This window comes from Paraglaciecola mesophila, assembly GCF_009906955.1.
Classification (GTDB): domain Bacteria; phylum Pseudomonadota; class Gammaproteobacteria; order Enterobacterales; family Alteromonadaceae; genus Paraglaciecola; species Paraglaciecola mesophila_A.
Genome location: NZ_CP047656.1, coordinates 4625783 through 4645524 on the forward strand (window position 1 = coordinate 4625783; position 19742 = coordinate 4645524).

Consider the following 19742-nt stretch of genomic DNA (forward strand, 5'->3'; position numbering starts at 1 on the left):
TATAAGTACAAATAAGCAACAATGATTAAATTTAGCCAAGACAAGAGGCTAATTATACTAATTTATCGTTAGCTGTGGGGGAGGCGAGGGGAGTCAAATCTTATAGACAAATAAACTCTAGGGGCTGACGACGTTTATCGCAGACGCAATTGTGCTGCTTAGCTATTTTGTATTTTTAAAAAAGGGGGATAAAAATAAGAAGTGGTGGTCGCTACTGGGCTTGAACCACGTCGCCTGTGCTTTTGTGAAAGCGGCGATGCTTATCGCAGACGCAATTGTGCTGCTTAGTTATTTTGTATTTTTAAAAAAGGGCGATAAAAAATAAGAAGTGGTGGTCGCTAGTGGGCTTGAACCACGTCGCCTGTGCTTTTGTGAAAGCAGCGATGCTTATCGCAGAAGCAAGTATGCTGCTTAGTTATTTTGTATTTTTAAAAAAGGGAATAAAACATAAGAAGTGGTGGTCGCTACTGGGCTTGAACCAGTGACCCTCGCCTTGTAAGGGCGATGCTCTCCCAACTGAGCTAAGCGACCATATTTTTGAAACGTTGTACTTACACTGACTGAACCAGTGACTCTCGACCGTTTCTTGTAGAGAGTGGCGATGCTCTTCTCTTTTTCTAACTGAGCTAAGCGACCATATTTTTGAAACGTTATGCATATACTGGCTTGAACCAGTGACTCTCGACCGTTTCTTGTAGAGAGTGGCGATGCTCTTCTCTTTTTCTAACTGAGCTAAGCGACCATATTTTTTGAAACGTTGTACTTACACTGACTGAACCAGTGACTCTCGACCGTTTCTTGTAGAGAGTGGCGATGCTCTTCTCTTTTTCTAACTGAGCTAAGCGACCATATTTTCGAAACGTTATACATACACTGGCTTGAATCAGTGACTCTCGACCGTTTCTTGTCGAAAAGTGGTGGTCGCTACTGGGCTTGAACCAGTGACCCTCGCCTTGTAAGGGCGATGCTCTCCCAACTGAGCTAAGCGACCATATTTTTTGAAACGTTATACATACACTGGCTTGAATCAGTGACTCTCGACCGTTTCTTGTCGAAAAGTGGTGGTCGCTACTGGGCTTGAACCAGTGACCCTCGCCTTGTAAGGGCGATGCTCTCCCAACTGAGCTAAGCGACCGTATTTTGTTTCATTTACTGAGTTGCCTCGGTAAGTGGAGCGCTATTATAGGTATGCTCTTGTGAGTGTCAACTGTAATTTAAAAAAAGTGTTTAAGTGCCTTAAAAATAGACAGATGGTTTAAATCTTGTTCATTTTACGTAATGAATAGCGACCCAATACGTTAAAGCCGGTCTGATAAAGGTGCAATTATTCAATGTTCTCTGGGTGATATTTTGATGCGTGAGGGGAAATCGAGCATTGAGCGTGCGCATTATTGAAAATTTACTTGTGCTATTTACCGATACCGAAAAAAACTAGACTCAATACTGGGCTGCCATTTAAAGGTCGAATTGGCTCGTTTTTAAAAACAAGGTACGCATTTTAATTGGCAACTTAATTGAGTGAAACAAGGGACATCACGACAGATCGTTAAAACAATCTGATGCATTGCATGTTTGCCCTTTCTTCTCGGGGCTATTGACTGATAAAATACGACCAATTTTTTGTAATAGGATTATTTATACAATGACAACGGTTACCCGTTTCGCTCCAAGCCCTACAGGTTTTTTACATGTTGGTGGTGCACGTACTGCACTTTATTCTTGGCTTTATGCAAAAAGCCAGGGGGGGAAATTTGTACTTCGAATTGAAGATACGGATATTGAACGTTCCACCCAAGAAGCAATTGATGCAATTTTAGAAGGTATGGAGTGGCTGGGCTTAACTTGGGACGATGGTCCTTATTATCAAACTCAGCGTTTCGATCGATACAAGTCGCTCATAAATGAAATGCTCGAGGAAGGCAAAGCCTACAAGTGTTTTATGACCAGTGATGAACTTGATGAGATCCGTGAAAAGCAAAAAGCCAACGGTGAAAAACCGAGATATCCAGGTACATGGCGTGATCGGACCGATCACCCAGAAGGGAAGCCTTTTGTTATTCGTTTTAAAAATCCGTTAGAGGGCTCGGTGATTATCAAAGATCATATTCGCGGAAACATTGAAATTTCAAATAGCGAATTAGATGATCTTATTATTTTACGAAGCGATGGTACGCCCACCTATAATTTCTGCGTAGTGGTGGATGACTGGGATATGGGGATCACCCATGTAGTTAGAGGTGAAGATCATATTAATAACACCCCACGTCAAATTAATATTCTACAAGCTTTAGGAGCCCCTGTACCTGAATATGCTCATGTTTCTATGATATTAGGGGACGACGGCAAGAAGTTGTCTAAACGTCATGGCGCGGTTGGTGTCATGCAATACCGCGACGACGGTTTCTTACCTCAAGCCTTATTGAACTACTTAGTTCGCTTGGGTTGGTCTCATGGTGATCAAGAAGTTTTTTCAAAAGAAGAAATGATCGAATTGTTTAGCTTAGACGCGATAGGTCAGTCAGCATCTGCTTTTAATACAGATAAATTGATATGGTTGAATCAGCACTATATTAAGGAACTACCTGTGAGCGAGGTCCTGCCTTATGCACAATGGCATTTTGAGCAGCAAGGTATAAATGTAACGGATGGGCCTAATTTGGAAGACGTTATTACCGTGCAAGCTGATCGAGTCAAGACATTAAAAGAGTTAGCTGAGATCAGTACTTATTTTTACCAAGAATATGAAGCGTTCGACGAGAAGGCTGCTAAAAAGCACTTACGGCCAGTAGCACAGGAACCATTAGAGACAGTAAAGGCTGCTTTAATGGCATTAACCACTTGGGATGTAGAGTCTATTCATGGTGCAATAAATCAAACTGCGGAAAACTTAGGTGTTGGTATGGGCAAAGTCGGTATGCCTTTGCGCGTTGCTGTAACAGGCTCAGGAAATTCACCTTCGCTCGATGTGACATTAAATTTGTTAAAACCTGAGCAAATTGCTCAACGTATAGACAAAGCGCTCATATATATAGCAAACAGACAAGAATCATAGATAAAATTTAAAAAAGTCGTTGACATAAAAGGGGGGGGTGCCTAGAATGCGCCCGCTGTCAGGGAATGACGCCCACTAAGTCAAAGCAGGTTTGCTTAGAAGCTTTAGTTTGGGGCCATAGCTCAGCTGGGAGAGCGCTTGCATGGCATGCAAGAGGTCGGCGGTTCGAACCCGCCTGGCTCCACCATATCAAGGAATATTTACGGCATACCTAGGTCAGTAAATGTAAAGATTTAGACAGATTTTTGTTTCTGTAAAATTAGGTCGTTCCTCTCGCAGGCTCGATTTTATTTATAGAAATTATCGTTTTTGTGTAAGGTAAGGTCGCTCAGTTCGCTGGTTTTCTTCGCCTTACAGAAAATCTCGAAAGCATGCTTTCGAAAACGATTTTCTGTCCCCATCGTCTAGAGGCCTAGGACACCGCCCTTTCACGGCGGTAACAGGGGTTCGAATCCCCTTGGGGACGCCATATAAAGAACGAAGTGAACGCATTTATGCGTCACAAGGGATGAGAATCCTTAGTTCGACAAATTCGTAAGGAACGAATTTGAACGTGCGTAGCACGGCCGCGAAGCGGTAAAATACAGGATGTATTTTATAATCCCCTTGGGGACGCCATTTAAAATAAACCTACGGATAAGGTTTATGTATTAAAACAAGGACATTCACGGCATACCTAGGCCAGTGAATGATATGTTTGACAGAGTTTTGTTTTTGTAAGGTAAGGTTGCCCAGTCCGCTGGCTCACTTCGCTTTACAGAAACTTATCGAAGCTTGCTTCGATGAACAAAGTTTCTGTCCCCATCGTCTAGAGGCCTAGGACACCGCCCTTTCACGGCGGTAACAGGGGTTCGAATCCCCTTGGGGACGCCATTTAAAATAAACCTACGGATAGGGTTTATGTATTAAAACAAGGACATTCACGGCATACCTAGGCCAGTGAATGATATGTTTGACAGAGTTTTAGTTTCTGTAAAATTAAGTCGTTCCTCTCGCAGGCTCGATGTTATTTTGAGAAATTATCGATTTTGTGTAAGGTAAGGTCGCTCAGTTCGCTGGCTCACTTCGCCTTACAGAAAATCTCGAAAGCATGCTTTCGAAAACGATTTTCTGTCCCCATCGTCTAGAGGCCTAGGACACCGCCCTTTCACGGCGGTAACAGGGGTTCGAATCCCCTTGGGGACGCCATATAAGAAAAGCCGCACAGTCATGTGCGGCTTTTTTTGTATTTCTAGCATTCTGGGAGTGACTAATATTAGTTAAGGGAGTCTGTTCACATGCCCCCTGCTAGGTAAGGTTACACCTATGAAGGCAAAGCTAAACGACTTAATGCTGTAATGAATATGATTAAACCCCTCGATGATTCCCCGGCACATTATAAAATCCGTATCAATGAGCGCCTGATTGTCGTGCGAACAAAAGGTACTTGGACTTTACAGACTGACATGGCCTATTTGTCAGAACTCGGGGAAGCCATGCATTCTATGCGCGGAAACACTTGGGCTGTTTTAGTTGATATGCGTGGTTGGATTGTACCTGAGACTGTTAGCGCTTCGCCATTTAAGTTAAAAACGCAACTTGACCGACGTAACCAGAAACTTGAATGTTGGATTGTTGATGACTTGGAGCAGGGAAATGCCTTACTCCCTTATTTTCAAGCATCAGGTATTGTACCAAAGCGCTTTCTAGAACCTACTGAAGCCATTGCTTATTTACACCAAGTTAAATTTGTCGATGATAAGGTTAGTTTTGAACAGATAAACAGGTTTTTAGAAGGCGATTAATTGATTTATCTTGTGCCCTTATCCAGATTAGTAGTGATTTAGCGATTCGGATTTATATTTTTATTACTTAGATATATGCATACACGTTAATCAAGAGGTTTTTTATGATGAGTAAGGAAATAGATTCCCCCTGCGTACGAAACTGTTGTCTTGATCAGCAAGATATGTGCGTGGGATGTTTTCGCATGCTGGATGAAATTGTTGGCTGGGGCACGGCTTCATCAAAGCGGAAAAAAGAAATTCTTATTGCTTGTTCACGCAGAAAGCATCGCCCTAATATCGAGGCGGATTGATTAGCGGCATCCTTGTAATGTATCGCCTTTGCGTATCACTCTAACCTTGTTGTTTTTGATTATAATTTTCACCTTTAGAATTGAGTATAATAAGTTGCAAGTCATTTTAGCACCGATGGAAGGGGTGGTTGATCACCTAATGCGAGACATGTTGAGTAAAGTCGGCGGCTTTGACTTGTGTGTCACTGAATTTGTGAGGGTGGTGAATAGTTTACTGCCTAAAAAGGTATTTCATCGCATATGCCCTGAATTACATAATGATGGATATACCCCGAACGGCACACCTGTTCGGGTTCAATTATTGGGGCAAAACCCTCAACCGTTAGCTGAAAATGCAGTGCGCGCAGTAGAACTCGGTTCTCACGGTGTCGATCTTAATTTTGGTTGTCCAGCTAAAACAGTTAATAAAAGTAAAGGTGGCGCAGTACTGCTGCGTGAACCACAAACTTTATACGATATTGTGAGCGCAGTGCGACAAGCTGTTCCTAGTGAACACAAAGTTACCGCTAAAATGCGACTAGGGTTTGACGATAAAAGCCTTGCGTTTGAAAATGCCGCCGCTATTGAAGCAGCAGGTGCAGATTTATTGGTTATTCACGCCAGAACAAAAATGGAAGGCTACAAGCCGCCAGCGTATTGGTCATGGATTGCAGACATTAAACAGAAAGTGAATATTCCCATTATAGCGAACGGCGAAATCTGGTCCTATGAAGATGCGATAAACTGCCAAGCCCAATCAAACTGCCAAGATATTATGTTAGGCCGAGGTATTTTAGCCATGCCAAACTTGGCGCGTGTGGTACGTGGTCAGCAGGAGGTGATGAACTGGTCTCAAGTCAATCAGTTGCTAATCGATTATTCAGGTTATGAATTGTTTGGTGACAAAGGTAAGTATTTTCCTAACCGTTTAAAACAATGGCTAGGCTATTTGTCACGTCAATACCCACAAGCCGAAGACTTGTTTATGCAAGTGCGTAGGCTGCGAGATTCGAATGAAATTGTTCAAGTGTTACAGCAACAAAGGTAACGTTTTCCAATAAATAATTAACCACTTAGCAATTATTTAATGGAATGGTTATCAGCTAATTGCTGCAAGCTGAGGTGACTATTACACTTGTATATCTACAATCGAGCCAACCCGTTGATTAGGATCATTGGTTTGAGAAGCTGCACTAGCTTGCTGGGTCGACGAGGAACTTGACAAGGTTTGTGTGTCCTGCGGCGCTGTATTTCGTTCTGCTTCTGGTCTAGATGCACGGACTTCTTGTCTAGGTGCAGGCACATTGGTCTGCAAGTTATTTGCACCTGTAGAGCTCACTTCCATCACATTTCCCCTTCAATTTTTCTGATTTATTATACTAATCCGTATTAATAATTGCCCCCCACAGAGTGCGTCCAGCGGTTTTTTGATTAAGGCGTCGCTATGTCGTAATGGTTGTTCCCTTACAAATAGTGAGAGCGCAGAGTAAAAGCATTCCTTGCAGGCCAGTTTTAAAAGGGCATACACTGCCTTGCATGACTTCGAAAGAGAACCACTATTCATTCAGTCATGGGCCTTGTTTAAGCCCTCTTAAACTCTCGCTGAGTGATCACTTATTGACGTGGAACGGTATTAGTCTAGCGTTGCATTCTTTTTTATTCCATGCAAAACGCAAAACGCAAAACGCAAAACGCAAAACGCAAAACGCTCTTATTCAATCACCAGAGGGCTCAAGGCCGCTCGCATAGACTCGGCAATGATTGGCTGCGCTTCGGCATTTGGATGAATACCATCAGCTTGCATCAATTTGGTATCCAAAGCGATATCAGCGAGAAAAAACGGCAGCAATGTGACGTCGCGTTCTTCGGCAATAGTAGAATAAGCCTTAGTAAAAAGTTCGGTATATCTGCGCCCATAATTAGTAGGAATTTGCATTTCTTGTAAAATAACAGTTGCACCTGATTCTTGGCTCAACTTTACAATTTCCATTAGGTTGTTGCGCATTTTACTGATTGAATGACCTTGTAAACCGTCATTTCCACCCAGTTCAACATAAATATGGCTTGGGGAATGCTGGTTCAACAGCCTTGGTAAGCGAGCCAATGCGCCATCGGTCGTTTCACCACTTATCGCCGCATTTACCACGGTTATGTTGCTTTTTTGCCACGCATCTTGTAACAAACTTACCCAGCTTTGTGCTTGCGTCAGCCCATAACCTGCACTTAGGCTATCACCTAATATGAGCAATTTACTCGATTTCGCCCAAAGCTGATCTGAAACCAGTAATATAGGTAAAAGAATCAATACGACTTTGGCGCGCTTGCGCAATGAATTTACTATCAATTTAAACACTATGGCTCCTGAATATGATTAAAACGTCCGCGATCACAAAAACGGTTACTACATCTCAAGGTGAACTTTCAATCCTCAAGCCAATTAGTTTTGAAGTCAAGGCAGGTGAGTCGATTGCCATAGTGGGTGCGTCAGGCTCCGGTAAATCTACATTATTGAGCTTACTTGCGGGACTTGATGAAGTAAGCAGCGGAAATATTTTCCTCGACGGTCAAGCCTTGCATGAAATGAATGAAGAGCAGCGGGCGCAATTACGTGGTGAGAAGGTTGGCTTTATATTTCAAAGCTTCATGTTGGTACAAAGTTTAACGGCGATAGAGAATATCATGTTACCTGCTGAAATCGCGGGGTTGAATAACGCCAAACAACTTGGTCAAGAAATTCTAGATAAAGTCGGCTTAGGGCATCGTGGCGATCATTATCCTAATCAGCTATCAGGTGGTGAGCAGCAACGAGTTGCTATTGCGCGAGCGTTTATCACGAAACCGAAAATCTTGTTTGCTGATGAACCAACCGGCAATTTAGATGCCGCCAATAGCGACAAAATTGAACGGTTATTGTTTGATTTGAACCGTGATTCTCATACTACCCTAGTACTTGTAACACATGACAATGAATTGGCTAAACACTGCCAACGTCAATTGTTAATGAACGCTGGTGAACTTAGCGAAGTATCATTATCAGATGATAATACAGGCACAACACATAGTGCGGTGATTTCGCAAAGTCAAGTAGGGTAGTGCATGACTAAACAAACATTAAATTTAGCCTGGCGTTTATTTAAACACGAAGCGAAGCGCGGCGAGTTAACCATTATTTTACTGGCAATTATTTTGTCCGTGGCCTCAGTGTTATCCCTATCGCTTTTTAGTGAACGCTTACAGTCAGCGTTAACGGATAAAAGTGCTGAGTTTATCGCAGCAGACCGGGTACTTAAATCTCGTAAACCAGTGGATGAAAGCTGGATTGAAAAAGCCAAAGAATTTAATTTGAATACAGCGAATCAAGTTTATACGCGCTCAATGGCATTTTCTGGCGATAATATGATGTTGGTTGACTTAAGAGCCGCTGCCCAAGGTTATCCATTAAAGGGGACAGTGAAAGTAGCCGAACAGCCTTTTGCGCCAGGACAGGCCATAAATTCGTTACCAGCCCCAGGTAATGCCTGGATTGAATCTCGCTTATTTCAAAACTTGGGGTTGAGCTTAGGACAGGTTATTGAAGTTGGCGACAAGGCATTTACCGTCAGCAAAGTGTTATCTGAAGTACCGGATGCAGGTTTCAGTGTTTTTGGTGGTGACCCAAAAGTCTTGATCAGTGAGCAAGACTTAGCCTCAACCAATATTATTGGACCAGGAAGTCGAGCGTCGTTTAGTTATTTTTTTACTGGCAGTGATAGCGATTTAGATGCGTACTACGACTGGTTAATGCCACAACTTGATAAAGAGCTGCAAAGCTGGGTATCTGTTAGTGATGATGACTCAGCTATTGGTCGTTCTATCGCAAGAGCCGAGCAATACTTTCTGTTGGCTAGCTTGTTGGCGATTGTCTTAGCGGCTGTTTCTATTGCTGTTGCCGCGCAAAGATACAGCCAACGCCACTATGACCCAGTTGCCATCATGAAAACCCTAGGGGCGAGTAAAAAAATGGTGCAACAAGTTTATTTGTTGCAAATCACGTTTATTACATTGCTTGGAATAGCCATAGGCACAGTGCTCGGTTTCTTGATCCAGCAAATAGTGGTATGGGCTTTAGCAGGCAGCGTTGATGTGTCATTAGATGTTTGGTTCTGGCGCCCGCTGATTATTGCTGTGTTTACTGGGGCAATATGTGCCGTGCTGTTTTCACTTTATCCGCTGCTTAAACTCTTTTCGGTCTCACCGCTACGTGTTTTACGCCGTGATTTAGGGGCCTCGCTGAGTTCGCGTTTTATCCAATTTTTAGCCTCAGGCGGGGCCATTTTCAGTCTGATGTGGGCTTACAGTGGTGACTTAGGCTTAAGTGCGATTTTGTTTGGCTCTGGTATCTTGTTGGTGATCAGTTTGCTGCTAGTAACCTTTGGGCTGATTTGGGTAGGACGAAGGCTTGGTCAAGGTAAGATGGGCGCGTGGCAGTTAGCATGGGCACGTATTCGTCGCCGAGCAATGGATAACGCCATTCAACTTATTAGCTTCGCCGTGACCATTATGCTGTTGTTAATTGTGCTGGTCATGCGTAATGACATGATTGCTCAGTGGCAAAATCAGCTCCCACAAGGTACACCTAACTATTTTTTAGTGAATATCACTGAGCAGCAGTTGCCCGAATTAAAAGCACATTTCGCTAATGAAGAAGTCCATATAGAACACTTCTATCCTGTGGTGCGTGGTCGCTTCGTGGCAATCAATGACGAAAAAGTCTCTACTGCAGTCACCAAAGAAGACGAAGAAGCAGGACAAGAGCGAGGCCGTGAAGGGCTGGGCCGTGAAGCAAACCTAACCTGGAGTGATACCCTTCAACCTGAAAACGAGATTGTAGCAGGTAAGTGGTTTGAATCGGGTGAACCTTTAGCAAGTGGATTGTATGGTGTTTCTGTCGAAGCTCGCATTGCAGACAGGCTGAATATTAAATTAGGCGACAAATTAACCTTTAATGTAGGCAGCGAGATCATCGATACGCAAGTGTCGAGTTTACGTGAAGTGAATTGGCAAACCATGCAGCCAAACTTTTTCTTTGTCATTCAACCTCAGGCGATGACTGGGTATTTACCAACGTATTTGTCGAGTTTTTACTTAGATAAATCACGCAAATCAGATATTACTGAACTGATGAAGCCCTTTGCTAGTGTCACCTTGTTTGACGTGGAGGCTCGCATTGAGCAGCTGCGCGGGATAGTGCAGCAAGTGTCATTGGCGGTAGAGTTTATATTAGTATTAGTGCTAGCTGCTGGGGCATTAGTATTGATCGCTCAAGTGCAAGCGAGTATGGATGAACGCCAGCAAGAGCTTGCTATCTTGCGCACGTTAGGGGCCAAAGGACGCTTAATACGAGCTAGTGTGTTGTTCGAATTTGTCATTATTGGGCTAGTCGCTGGACTGATGGCGGCGTTTTCCAATGAAGTGAGTTTGTTCTTTTTACAAAGCCAAATATTTGAAATGGAAGCAGTATTGCATTGGGAGTATTGGTTTATTGCCCCAGTTGTCGGTGCGATCGTTGTTGGGGCTCTAGGCATTATAGGTTGCTGGCGCTTGTTACGCCTTAATACCAGCCACTTATTGCGTCAAATGGTCTAATTATTTACTGAAATTGGTAAAACAGACAGCTCAAACCGTTAATAAGCCGATAACGCGTTATTCGTTATCGGCTTTTTCTACTTAATGTAGGGTATATTTTTTACTTCATGCAAGGCATATAGAAACGCAAGATTGTTGCCTAGCGCTATAGACGCAAGCACTCTAATGCATGCTCAAGCTCAGGATAATGAAATTGATAACCGTCCTCTTGTAATCGTTTCGGTATCACCCTCTGCCCGTTCAATAAGAGGTCGGCTGCTTCACCCATAATCAGGCGCAGAGCGAAAGAGGGCATAGGTAAAAAAGCCGGACGGTGTAGCACGGCACCTAAAGTTTTACTGAATTGCTCATTGGTAACGGGATTAGGCGCGGTAAAATTGTATATCCCTTTGCACTGCGTATGTTCAATTAAATATATCAGGCCATCTAACATATCTTCTAAGTGGATCCACGACATGTACTGTTGCCCTGATCCCATTGGGCCACCCAAACCAAACTTAAAGGGAGGTAGCATCTTCACTAATGCACCACCGCGACGAGTTAGGACAACGCCTGTGCGTACAATACACACACGGGTGTGCGCTGATTCAGCTTGTTTGGCCAAGAACTCCCATCTTTCACATAATTGATGGCTAAACTCATCGTGTGGGGAGTCGAATGTTTCATCAATAATATTGTCGCCTTGGTGTCCGTAGTAACCAATTGCTGAACCACTAATGAATAGTGCAGGAGGCTGACTACTGGCTTTTATCAGTGAAACAAGCTTTTCGGTGAGCTCCCATCGACTCTGTTCAATGCGCTTTTTTTGTTCATCTGTCCAGCGTTTGCTTATAATGGGTTCGCCAGCCAAATTGATAATGACGTGAAAGCCATCAAGGTTCTCGAAATCATCCAATGACGAGATTAAGGTGATTTTGTGACCTAATACCAGCTCCGCTTGCGAAACATTGCGCGTGACCACTGTGATATCGTTTGGCTTCAACTTAGGGATTAAATTAGAACCGATTAATCCTGTACCTCCAGTAATCAAAATACGCATAGAAAATCCTTATTAAGTTACGTTTTAGAGCATGAAAGACATAGAGAAACCGAGTCAGCAAAGCGCAATGCATGGGGCTTATCCACTTCTGCTTCGGCATATGTCACCCTTGGGTGTTCGGCGGCGATCGTTAAGACATCAGCGGTTAATTTTTCCAGTAACGCAAAACGATTGTCCTCAACTAAATGAATAATGCGCTTTGTGATGACTTTGTAATTAAGGGCATCGTCCATGTTGTCTGAGTCAGTTGCTTGATCTGCCTGATATTCAATTTTTACATTTACGACGACATCTTGCTTGTTAATTATTTCATCTTCATTAATACCAATATAGGTACGTAAACGTAAATTTTTTATCCGGATCGTCGCTGGATTTAACTTCATATTATTACCACTCTTGTTTTACGACGTAAAAATAACCTAAAATCAGTACGTTAATATCTTTTTGTTGTTTTGTACATGGATATTATCAAGATGTCATTGATATGCCTCATAATACTAAAAACACGACGTAAGGCTATAAAGTAAGCATACTTTCCGTTAATTTTTTCATTTATTCTACAAGTGAGCTAAACCATGCAAATGAAATATTCCCCTTCGCTGAAAGTGCTGTTAATACTTGCATCACTTGTGGTTGTTTTGGCTGGCATAAAAGCCGCAAGTACTATCGTCGTTCCATTCTTATTATCGATTTTTATTGCTATGTCATGTAGCCCAATTATTAATTGGGCCAACCAGTACAGGATCCCAAGAGCCGTGTCAGTGGTCTTGGTTATACTGCTCATTGTTATATTAGGCTTTATGCTTGCAGGACTTGTAGGCCAGTCGATGAATGACTTTAGCGAAAATTTGCCGAAATACCGGAAGCAATTGGTCGAGCAATTTTCCTTTGTGATCGGTCGTCTAAACGATTTCAACATACAGATTAATAAAAACCAATTACTGTCTTATTTAGATCCCGGCGCAGCTATGAACATGGCTACTAGCTTATTGACTAGTTTGGGCGGGGTGTTGACGAATTTCTTATTAATTCTTCTTATTGTGGTGTTTATGTTGTTCGAAGCGGAATCGTTTCCTCGTAAGATCCATATTGCTTTAGATGATCCGAATATGAAAATGCGCCAAATCGACAAGTTTCTATTGTCTGTTAAGAATTATTTGGCGATCAAAACACTGGTAAGTTTAGGTACGGGGTTGGTGATAGGGCTTTGGCTGTACTTTTTAGGGGTTGATCATTACCTATTGTGGGCAATGATGGCATTCTTGCTCAACTACATACCAAACATAGGCTCAATTCTCGCCGCCATCCCAGCTGTTTTGCTGGCGCTAGTACAATTAGGCCCTGGTATTGCCGGCTTAACGGCATTGGGGTTTGTGGTGACCAACACGGTAATGGGCAATATTATAGAGCCAAGGTATATGGGCCGAGGTCTAGGTTTGTCGACATTAGTGGTGTTTTTGTCGCTGATTTTCTGGGGATGGTTGTTAGGCACAGTAGGCATGCTACTGTCAGTTCCTTTGACCATGATCGTCAAGATCGGCCTTGAGTCAGGGCAAGACACCCGCTGGATAGCTCTGCTCTTAGCCAGTGATGGTCCGGAGTTAAAAGAGCTTGAGCAGGTTGATGAGGAAAAACGTCAAGACAATAGTGAGCGAGTCAAAGACGCGCAATAAAACCCTGTAAGCAGCTTTAAAAAGCTGATGAATACACTTAGAAAGGTAGGTTATTTAAAAAGGGGGGCATCTATTGTTAGATGCCCCCTTCTATTTGAGTGGCAGGATTTATGCGAGACTCTCCAAACCTGAAGTTATCGTGTTTTTGTATAACAAAAAGTCGAGTTAATCGAAGTGGAAGTTGATATAGCGCTGCCTGTTAGCCATCTAGCAGATACAACTCTAGTGGGCGTAAAATTAGGAAACCTGTCATCTGCCAATCGTTGGGGATACAAGATCAAGGGTAGGATAAAGAATGTAAAAGTCGCGGGTGATATTGACGCAAATGAGTCATTAGCCCTTCTTTCGCTTGCCAAAAAAGGGCATGGTGTCGCGTTTTACCAGGAGTATACGTTCAAAAACAAATTGGCCAAAGGCACGCTTGTAGAAGTGTTGAGAAAGTTTAGGCCAGAGCCGTTACCAATCAATATGCGTTATGTGTCTAATCGCCTCGTTAACCCAGTATTGAAAACGTTTATTGATTATGTTGTAGCGTATTTTCCTGAGGTGAGGCCAAAGCTTGAGGCTGAAATGTGATACTCTTAGTGTAGCTTTATTCCGAGGCTTTAACAGAGATGATTTCTGCGTTAGGCTTCCTGTGCAAAAAGGGTGTTTTGTAACTCACGCACTGCGGTTGTCACTCTGTCTGACTGAATATCGATAATTTCAAGGCGTGAATCTGAACATTCATCCAGTTCTGTGCAGGTTAGTGCATTATCCACTTTGTTAAAGCCGAAAATACCTTTTTCAGTGATCATGACTGCTTTTAGCCTATCCGCTTCAATGCCGCTAAGCACTTTCATGACTTCTTTGAAATTGAATATTTTGCTGCCACTAAACACCCAGCCTTGAGAGTAAAAACCTTGAGCTGCATTTTCGATCATCACTGCACCTTTTTCCTCAAGCGTGCGCTGCCAATCAGGGGAAGTATCAGGGCTGCTCCCGTGAGAGTGTGCATGCTGGGGATATTGAGAAAAAGTCTTCGCTTGTTCATGCTCTTTCTTTGACTGTTGTCGTTCAGCGCAATCTTGGGTTGAATCAAATATTGATAAATCTTTCAGAGGATCATTCAGCATCATTAACGGTGTTTTCATCAATCCCTGAGCATCGAGATACGTCTTTAATTGTGTTTGTTCATCGCCTTTATACAGGTCGGTTTTGGTGGCAATGATCAGATCCGCAATAGACAGTTGTTCTTGGTAAATTGGGTTTTCACGATAGCGACGTTGTGCAATCGAGCGGGCGTCTACCAAGGTAAGGGTTGCCTGAATGGCAAACATATTTTGATAATGTGGTTGCTGTAACGTAGCAAGTACCTCTTTGGGGTGCCCGACACCCGTTGGCTCAATCAACAATCGATGAGGTTTTGCATAAGATATCAGTTGACTTAGGGCTATTTGCATCGGCAAACCGGACGTACAGCACATGCAACCGCCAGGTACTTCTCTGATATAAACATCGTTTTCAGGTCGACCTTTGAAAAATGCACCATCAATGCCGACTTCGCCAAACTCGTTTACCAAAATTGCCCAGCGCTCTGTTGCGGGTTTCAGTGCTAACAATTGCTTTATGAGTGTTGTCTTGCCCGTACCTAAAAAGCCGGTAATGATGTTAGTGGGAATAGCTGAAGATTGAGGTGTCAACATCAATGGGTGCTTCTCAGTTTAGCGTGGAATTTAACATGTGATGTTATAACAATTTTTTGAGTGCGCATATCCTCTCGTGAATTTTCACCTAGCAAAAAATTTAACGTATCTCGTGACGTGATCGAAGGCGAGTGTGTTTGGGGAGCCAAATCTATGGGTAGCGCATCAAACAAACGAGTCAGTGAATCATGACTCCTCTTAGTTAAGTTGCTATTCGTAGTGCTAATTTATTAATGTGGTATTAAGCACTCAGTATCACCTGATTTCTACCTGATTCCTTAGCGTTATAGAGTGCTTCATCAGCACGTAGAATAACATTAGCGATATCGGTATCACTTGGCTTCAGGTCACTAATACCAACGCTGATGGTGAAACGGAGTTGATGATTATCGATGTTAATCTCAATGCCCTCTATGGAACGTCTAATTTTTTCCGCTACGATAGATGCTTCGTGCTTAGAGGTTCTGGGCAATAGTGCAATGAATTCTTCACCTCCATAGCGGGCGACTACATCGGAATTACGTGTATTCTCAAGCATGACTTGAGCAACTCTTTTGATCACTTCATCACCCGTGCTATGCCCATACGTGTCATTGACGTTTTTGAAAAAATCCACGTCACACATCAGCACGCTAAGGGGTTGGTCGTTTTCGCGCGAGACATTAAACTGCTGCGCAGACTGTAAATTAAATGCGCGGCGGTTAAATATGCCACTTAGTGCATCGTAGTTAGCCTCGCGTTGCAATTTAGAGGCGAACAATGTCACTTTTGCCACCATAGGTCTAAAAATAAATATGGCTTCAATGAGAATGGTAAAAATGATTATCCAAAACACCACATTTTGCGCAAACCGCAGCTCGTCGACTTTCTCCAAGCTTTCTTTTTCATACTGCTCTACCACACTGTGAAGAGACTCTAAAAGAGAGGTTTTAGCAACATCTACTACATATTGCTTTTGCTTATCTAGGTTAGCTGCATTTAATTCATTCGGGGAAGTTAAAATACCTTTGATGGTGTCAGCAAATTTAATGACATTCTGTTGTACGTTATCCGGTGGATTGAAATAGAGTGCGTTTAACTCTGCTGAAAAATCAGCATGTTGATTTTCTTTATGGCGCTGTAGTAAAAAATTTTGATTTATGAGCATTTTATCCACGGCATCTAAAGCGACGAGTTTAGAGTCATGACTGCCTGTTTGCAGGTGATGAAGTACAAACAAACCCGCACGCTGGGAAAGCATTCGTTGCTGGCCGCTAATATTAACAATCTTACCAGTCTGGCTTTGCTGCTCAATGACTTGGTCTAACATCAAATGAACCGCACCAGATAAGAGCGCGATTATCGTTAGAGATACAGCGTATGTTAGTGTCATGTACTTGCTAGGATTTTCTATCTCAATCCCTTTGGTTTGCTTTGTATTCATTGTTTTTGACTAAGTTAGTGTTAAATAGAGACGCTAGAACGTTTTACTTCAATAGAAATCAAACCCGACAATCTAGCTACATTCAGTTCCACCAAATTTTTATACGATGAATATCGAGGTTTTGCTATTAGCACTTAGTCTATTTTAGTCAGCAACTTAATAGTGCGTTCTTCATCTGACAGTATGTCACTCAGCTGATAAGACACATTAACTATCTGCACCTATATAATACCAATTACATTAAATAATTGGCCTCTCAGAATTCATCCAGCGGGTTTTGAACAAGGCGTCGGTGTGTAGTAATGGTTGTTCCCTTTCAAATACCGAGAACGTAGTGCAATACCCGCTGGGGAATTCCCCTCGGGCGAATTTTAAAAGTACTTACTCTGTGTTGCTCAAACTCGAAAGAGCACCACTATTACTTCATTTGAGCGCCTTGATTAAGTACTTTTAAATTTTCGCTGAGTGGTTAATTATTTAATGGAATTGGTATAACCTTGCTCTAATCGCAGTGATGATAACTATTGGGTTATAGGCACTGAGCGTTGAAAAGAAAAACGCCATTTTTAAAGCTGCGCTTTACGGTTTTAAAAAGGTAACCGTGTAGGGATATTGATACCTTTAATTTAAATTACGCTTGAATAAATCATGGTCTACACTGCATGTGAAGATAGGTTTCAGGGAGGAGATTTCGCGTGAATGTAAATATTTTCACATCAATGAAATATTCATTTACTTCGCTGGGTCTAATCATTTGTAAGCAATTTTACATTCAAAAATTTAATTCTACTTAAGGTGTCAAATATGAAACAAATTAAACAAACTACTATCGCTACAGCAATGGGTGCAGTTGTACTTGGCTCTCTAGCAGCTGTTAGCTTTCAAGCTAATGCGGCACCTTTTGGGATGCAAACCTTAGAATCTGGTTATATGCAAGATGTCGCTGAAGGCAAGTGCGGCGAAGGTAAATGCGGCGGCGACAAAGCAGCTAAAGAAGGCAAGTGCGGCGAAGGCAAATGTGGTGGCGACAAAGCAGCCAAAGAAGGCAAGTGCGGTGAAGGCAAATGTGGCGGCGACAAAGCAGCCAAAGAAGGCAAGTGCGGTGAAGGCAAATGTGGCGGCGACAAAGCAGCCAAAGAAGGCAAGTGCGGCGAAGGTAAATGTGGTGGCGATAAAGCAGCGAAAGAAGGCAAGTGCGGTGAAGGCAAATGTGGCGGCGACAAAGCAGCCAAAGAAGGCAAGTGCGGCGAAGGCAAATGTGGTGGCCAAGCTTAACGCTTAACCAGTGTTTTTTGGATAAAGGCCAGCATTGCTGGCCTTTATTGTATAGGCCACATAAATTATGAAACACGTTACAATGTGAGTGATAGCGTCAGTTTCAACAACGTCAGTTTGAATAAGTAGTGAAGAGGCAAGTGATGCAGAAAAAGCATTTATCAGGTGTGGGGTTAGGGCTGCGCCGTGAAATGATCAATGAGTTAATTGATGATATCCCTCGCTCTGTCGATTTTTGGGAAGTCGCTCCGGAAAACTGGATACCGTTAGGGGGAAAGTATCAAAAGCAGCTTAGTCAGTTTACCCACACTAGCCAGTTTACCACTCACGGGCTTTCATTATCGATTGGAGGCCCAGAGCCACTGGATATTAACTTCGTCAAAGACGTTAAAGCCTTTCTTGATAAACACAATATTCAGCATTACAGCGAGCACCTAAGTTACTGTTCTGGCAAGGGGCATTTGTACGATTTAATGCCGATCCCATTTAGTGAAGAAGCGGTCAAATATGTCGTTGAACGGGTAAACCAAGTGCAAGATATAATCGAGCGCCCACTGATTTTAGAAAACGTATCGTATTATGCTGCGCCCAACGCACAAATCAGCGAACAAGACTTTACCTTGGCGGTTCTTGAAGAATCAAACTGTAAAATGCTATTAGACGTAAACAATATATATGTGAATTCAATTAACCATGGTTATGACGCTGAGTCATTCTTAAAGGCGATGCCAACGGCTCGCATTGCATATGGGCATATCGCTGGGCACTACGATGAAGCAGACGATTTGAAGGTCGATACACATGGTGCGGATGTTATCCAGCCTGTGTGGGATTTATTGGAAAAAGCCTACGAGATACATGGAGTGTTTCCAACATTATTAGAGCGTGACTTTAATATCCCGCCGATCGAAGAGCTGCTGCTTGAAGTAGAGAAAATACGCCAAATACAACACAAACATATGATGGCGTTGAGCCACAAGGATTTGGCATAAATGTACGATTTTCAAAAGACCCAATTAGCATTTATCGATCATTTGAAAGATCCAGATAATAATCCAATTTCTCATGATATAGAGCCAAGGCGCATGGCCATATATCGGGATTTGTTCTTCAACAATATCAAAGGGTTTCTCAGTTCTGGTTTTCCTGTGCTAGAGAGCCTTTATACAGCCAAGCAATGGAATGCCCTTGCAAGGCAGTTTTTTGCTGAGCACGAATGTCGCTCGCCGTATTTCACTGACATCAGTAAAGAATTCGTTGAGTACCTAAGTAATGAATATGAGCGCCAAGATCACGATCCAATATTTATGGCTGAACTGGCACATTATGAATGGATGGAGCTTGCCGTGTCTATTCGAAAGCTGAGCCAAGCTCAAATTGAAAACCTATCGTGGGACACATCGAAACAGGTTAGTGACGTACAACTATCGCCGCTAGCCAGTGTTGTCAGTTATCAATTTCCGGTGCACCAAATTAGCCGAGATTACCAACCCAGTGAACAGGGAGAGCCGGTCTATTTAGTGATCCACCGTGATAATAACGATCAAGTGGACTTCACGCTTATTACCGCGATGACCGCCCATTTATTGGTCACGATCGAAAATAATACCCACCTGTCAATCGAATCTCTGCATCAAAGTATGATTGAAAGTCTTCCGCAATTAGCGGCAGAGCAAGTAATACAAGGCGTTAACCAAATTGTTCAACAAATGTTGGACGAACAGATCTTGGTACCGTACTCGGTTTAGCGCATAATTGGGCTATCAATTTTTATCTGTTTGAATTACCATTTACGGCTGAATTCATATTAGTTAAATCGCGACGAATGGGGTTTTCAATGCAAGATAATAATGGTTCTCAAGATCCGTTCAATTTCACATATTTAGCCGCTGGGCTTTTGACGTTGTTGGCGTT

General features: G+C 42.7%; 17 protein-coding genes and 7 tRNA genes. 15 read left to right on the plus strand and 9 right to left on the minus strand.

Annotation, left to right across the window (positions count from 1 at the left end; genetic code table 11):
• Positions 1–455: 455 nt before the first annotated feature.
• The 3 genes from FX988_RS19795 to FX988_RS19805 form a co-directional block, all read right to left on the minus strand.
• Positions 456–531 (minus strand) — tRNA-Val (locus FX988_RS19795).
• Positions 532–915: 384 nt separating this feature from the next.
• Positions 916–991, minus strand: a tRNA-Val gene (locus FX988_RS19800).
• Between the two features lie 68 nt (positions 992–1059).
• Positions 1060–1135, minus strand: a tRNA-Val gene (locus tag FX988_RS19805).
• A gap of 507 nt (positions 1136–1642) precedes the next feature.
• Here FX988_RS19805 and gltX point away from each other — a divergent pair.
• The 8 genes from gltX to dusC all read left to right on the plus strand — a co-directional run bounded on the left by gltX (position 1643) and on the right by dusC (position 6156).
• Positions 1643–3052 (plus strand): glutamate--tRNA ligase, encoded by a 1410-nt coding sequence (gene gltX, locus FX988_RS19810; RefSeq protein ID WP_160181800.1) that lies wholly within the window; start codon positions 1643–1645, stop codon positions 3050–3052.
• A gap of 111 nt (positions 3053–3163) precedes the next feature.
• Positions 3164–3239: transfer RNA gene (locus FX988_RS19815), tRNA-Ala, on the plus strand.
• Between the two features lie 206 nt (positions 3240–3445).
• A tRNA-Glu gene (locus FX988_RS19820) sits at positions 3446–3521 on the plus strand.
• 328 nt (positions 3522–3849) lie between these two features.
• Positions 3850–3925: transfer RNA gene (locus tag FX988_RS19825), tRNA-Glu, on the plus strand.
• 239 nt (positions 3926–4164) lie between these two features.
• Positions 4165–4240 (plus strand) — tRNA-Glu (locus FX988_RS19830).
• A gap of 149 nt (positions 4241–4389) precedes the next feature.
• Complete coding sequence (locus FX988_RS19835) at positions 4390–4836, plus strand: hypothetical protein (protein ID WP_160181801.1); 447 nt, start codon at positions 4390–4392, stop codon at positions 4834–4836.
• Positions 4837–5021: 185 nt separating this feature from the next.
• Complete coding sequence (locus tag FX988_RS21955) at positions 5022–5129, plus strand: hypothetical protein (protein WP_254700796.1); 108 nt, start codon at positions 5022–5024, stop codon at positions 5127–5129.
• A gap of 94 nt (positions 5130–5223) precedes the next feature.
• Positions 5224–6156, plus strand: a complete 933-nt coding sequence (gene dusC, locus FX988_RS19845; RefSeq protein WP_201751608.1) for a tRNA dihydrouridine(16) synthase DusC — start codon at positions 5224–5226, stop codon at positions 6154–6156.
• Between the two features lie 81 nt (positions 6157–6237).
• Here dusC and FX988_RS19850 read toward each other — a convergent pair whose 3' ends face one another.
• The gene (locus FX988_RS19850; protein WP_160181803.1) at positions 6238–6453 is read right to left on the minus strand and encodes a hypothetical protein; all 216 of its coding nucleotides are present in this window, start codon (positions 6451–6453) and stop codon (positions 6238–6240) included.
• Positions 6454–6819: 366 nt separating this feature from the next.
• Complete coding sequence (locus tag FX988_RS19855) at positions 6820–7461, minus strand: arylesterase (protein WP_160181804.1); 642 nt, start codon at positions 7459–7461, stop codon at positions 6820–6822.
• Between the two features lie 14 nt (positions 7462–7475).
• On the opposite strand from FX988_RS19855, the gene FX988_RS19860 reads away from it, so the two are divergent.
• Both FX988_RS19860 and FX988_RS19865 read left to right on the plus strand, forming a co-directional pair.
• Positions 7476–8201, plus strand: a complete 726-nt coding sequence (locus tag FX988_RS19860) for an ABC transporter ATP-binding protein (protein WP_160181805.1) — start codon at positions 7476–7478, stop codon at positions 8199–8201.
• A 3-nt stretch (positions 8202–8204) separates the two neighbouring features.
• Complete coding sequence (locus FX988_RS19865) at positions 8205–10733, plus strand: ABC transporter permease (protein ID WP_160181806.1); 2529 nt, start codon at positions 8205–8207, stop codon at positions 10731–10733.
• Positions 10734–10878: 145 nt separating this feature from the next.
• Here the strand turns inward: FX988_RS19865 and FX988_RS19870 are convergent, their stop codons facing one another.
• Positions 10879–11772: a TIGR01777 family oxidoreductase gene (locus FX988_RS19870; RefSeq protein ID WP_160181807.1), complete on the minus strand. Its 894-nt coding sequence runs from the start codon at positions 11770–11772 to the stop codon at positions 10879–10881.
• A 17-nt stretch (positions 11773–11789) separates the two neighbouring features.
• Positions 11790–12155 (minus strand): dihydroneopterin triphosphate 2'-epimerase, encoded by a 366-nt coding sequence (gene folX / locus FX988_RS19875; protein WP_160181808.1) that lies wholly within the window; start codon positions 12153–12155, stop codon positions 11790–11792.
• Positions 12156–12347: 192 nt separating this feature from the next.
• Here folX and FX988_RS19880 point away from each other — a divergent pair, with 192 nt between their 5' ends.
• Both FX988_RS19880 and FX988_RS19885 read left to right on the plus strand, forming a co-directional pair.
• Positions 12348–13445 carry an AI-2E family transporter gene (locus FX988_RS19880; RefSeq protein WP_160181809.1) on the plus strand — a complete coding sequence of 366 codons (1098 nt, stop codon included), beginning with the start codon at positions 12348–12350 and terminating at the stop codon, positions 13443–13445.
• A gap of 174 nt (positions 13446–13619) precedes the next feature.
• Complete coding sequence (locus FX988_RS19885; protein ID WP_254700667.1) at positions 13620–14021, plus strand: LysR substrate-binding domain-containing protein; 402 nt, start codon at positions 13620–13622, stop codon at positions 14019–14021.
• A 50-nt stretch (positions 14022–14071) separates the two neighbouring features.
• Here the strand turns inward: FX988_RS19885 and FX988_RS19890 are convergent, their stop codons facing one another.
• Both FX988_RS19890 and FX988_RS19895 read right to left on the minus strand, forming a co-directional pair.
• The gene (locus FX988_RS19890; RefSeq protein WP_160181810.1) at positions 14072–15130 is read right to left on the minus strand and encodes a CobW family GTP-binding protein; all 1059 of its coding nucleotides are present in this window, start codon (positions 15128–15130) and stop codon (positions 14072–14074) included.
• A gap of 241 nt (positions 15131–15371) precedes the next feature.
• Positions 15372–16553, minus strand: coding sequence for a diguanylate cyclase (locus FX988_RS19895; RefSeq protein WP_160181811.1), 1182 nt, complete (start codon positions 16551–16553; stop codon positions 15372–15374).
• Between the two features lie 804 nt (positions 16554–17357).
• On the opposite strand from FX988_RS19895, the gene FX988_RS19900 reads away from it, so the two are divergent.
• The 3 genes from FX988_RS19900 to FX988_RS19910 all read left to right on the plus strand — a co-directional run bounded on the left by FX988_RS19900 (position 17358) and on the right by FX988_RS19910 (position 19576).
• Positions 17358–17828 carry a hypothetical protein gene (locus FX988_RS19900; protein WP_160181812.1) on the plus strand — a complete coding sequence of 157 codons (471 nt, stop codon included), beginning with the start codon at positions 17358–17360 and terminating at the stop codon, positions 17826–17828.
• Positions 17829–17971: 143 nt separating this feature from the next.
• Entirely contained in the window at positions 17972–18820 is an 849-nt protein-coding gene (locus FX988_RS19905; protein WP_160181813.1) for a DUF692 domain-containing protein, read from the plus strand.
• Positions 18821–19576, plus strand: coding sequence for a DUF2063 domain-containing protein (locus tag FX988_RS19910; RefSeq protein WP_160181814.1), 756 nt, complete (start codon positions 18821–18823; stop codon positions 19574–19576).
• Positions 19577–19742: the final 166 nt, after the last annotated feature.

Excerpts from the sequence above, each read along its gene's own strand:
- FX988_RS19895 (WP_160181811.1), bottom strand. The coding sequence starts at position 16,553 with ATGAATACAAAGCAAACCAAAGGGATTGAGATAGAAAATCCTAGCAAG.
- FX988_RS19910 (WP_160181814.1), top strand. The coding sequence starts at position 18,821 with ATGTACGATTTTCAAAAGACCCAATTAGCATTTATCGATCATTTGAAA.
- FX988_RS19880 (WP_160181809.1), top strand. The coding sequence starts at position 12,348 with ATGCAAATGAAATATTCCCCTTCGCTGAAAGTGCTGTTAATACTTGCA.
- FX988_RS21955 (WP_254700796.1), top strand. The coding sequence starts at position 5,022 with ATGCTGGATGAAATTGTTGGCTGGGGCACGGCTTCATCAAAGCGGAAA.
- FX988_RS19905 (WP_160181813.1), top strand. The coding sequence starts at position 17,972 with ATGCAGAAAAAGCATTTATCAGGTGTGGGGTTAGGGCTGCGCCGTGAA.
- FX988_RS19870 (WP_160181807.1), bottom strand. The coding sequence starts at position 11,772 with ATGCGTATTTTGATTACTGGAGGTACAGGATTAATCGGTTCTAATTTA.
- gltX (WP_160181800.1), top strand. The coding sequence starts at position 1,643 with ATGACAACGGTTACCCGTTTCGCTCCAAGCCCTACAGGTTTTTTACAT.
- FX988_RS19890 (WP_160181810.1), bottom strand. The coding sequence starts at position 15,130 with ATGTTGACACCTCAATCTTCAGCTATTCCCACTAACATCATTACCGGC.
- folX (WP_160181808.1), bottom strand. The coding sequence starts at position 12,155 with ATGAAGTTAAATCCAGCGACGATCCGGATAAAAAATTTACGTTTACGT.
- FX988_RS19900 (WP_160181812.1), top strand. The coding sequence starts at position 17,358 with ATGAAACAAATTAAACAAACTACTATCGCTACAGCAATGGGTGCAGTT.
- FX988_RS19865 (WP_160181806.1), top strand. The coding sequence starts at position 8,205 with ATGACTAAACAAACATTAAATTTAGCCTGGCGTTTATTTAAACACGAA.
- FX988_RS19850 (WP_160181803.1), bottom strand. The coding sequence starts at position 6,453 with ATGGAAGTGAGCTCTACAGGTGCAAATAACTTGCAGACCAATGTGCCT.
- FX988_RS19860 (WP_160181805.1), top strand. The coding sequence starts at position 7,476 with ATGATTAAAACGTCCGCGATCACAAAAACGGTTACTACATCTCAAGGT.
- FX988_RS19835 (WP_160181801.1), top strand. The coding sequence starts at position 4,390 with ATGAATATGATTAAACCCCTCGATGATTCCCCGGCACATTATAAAATC.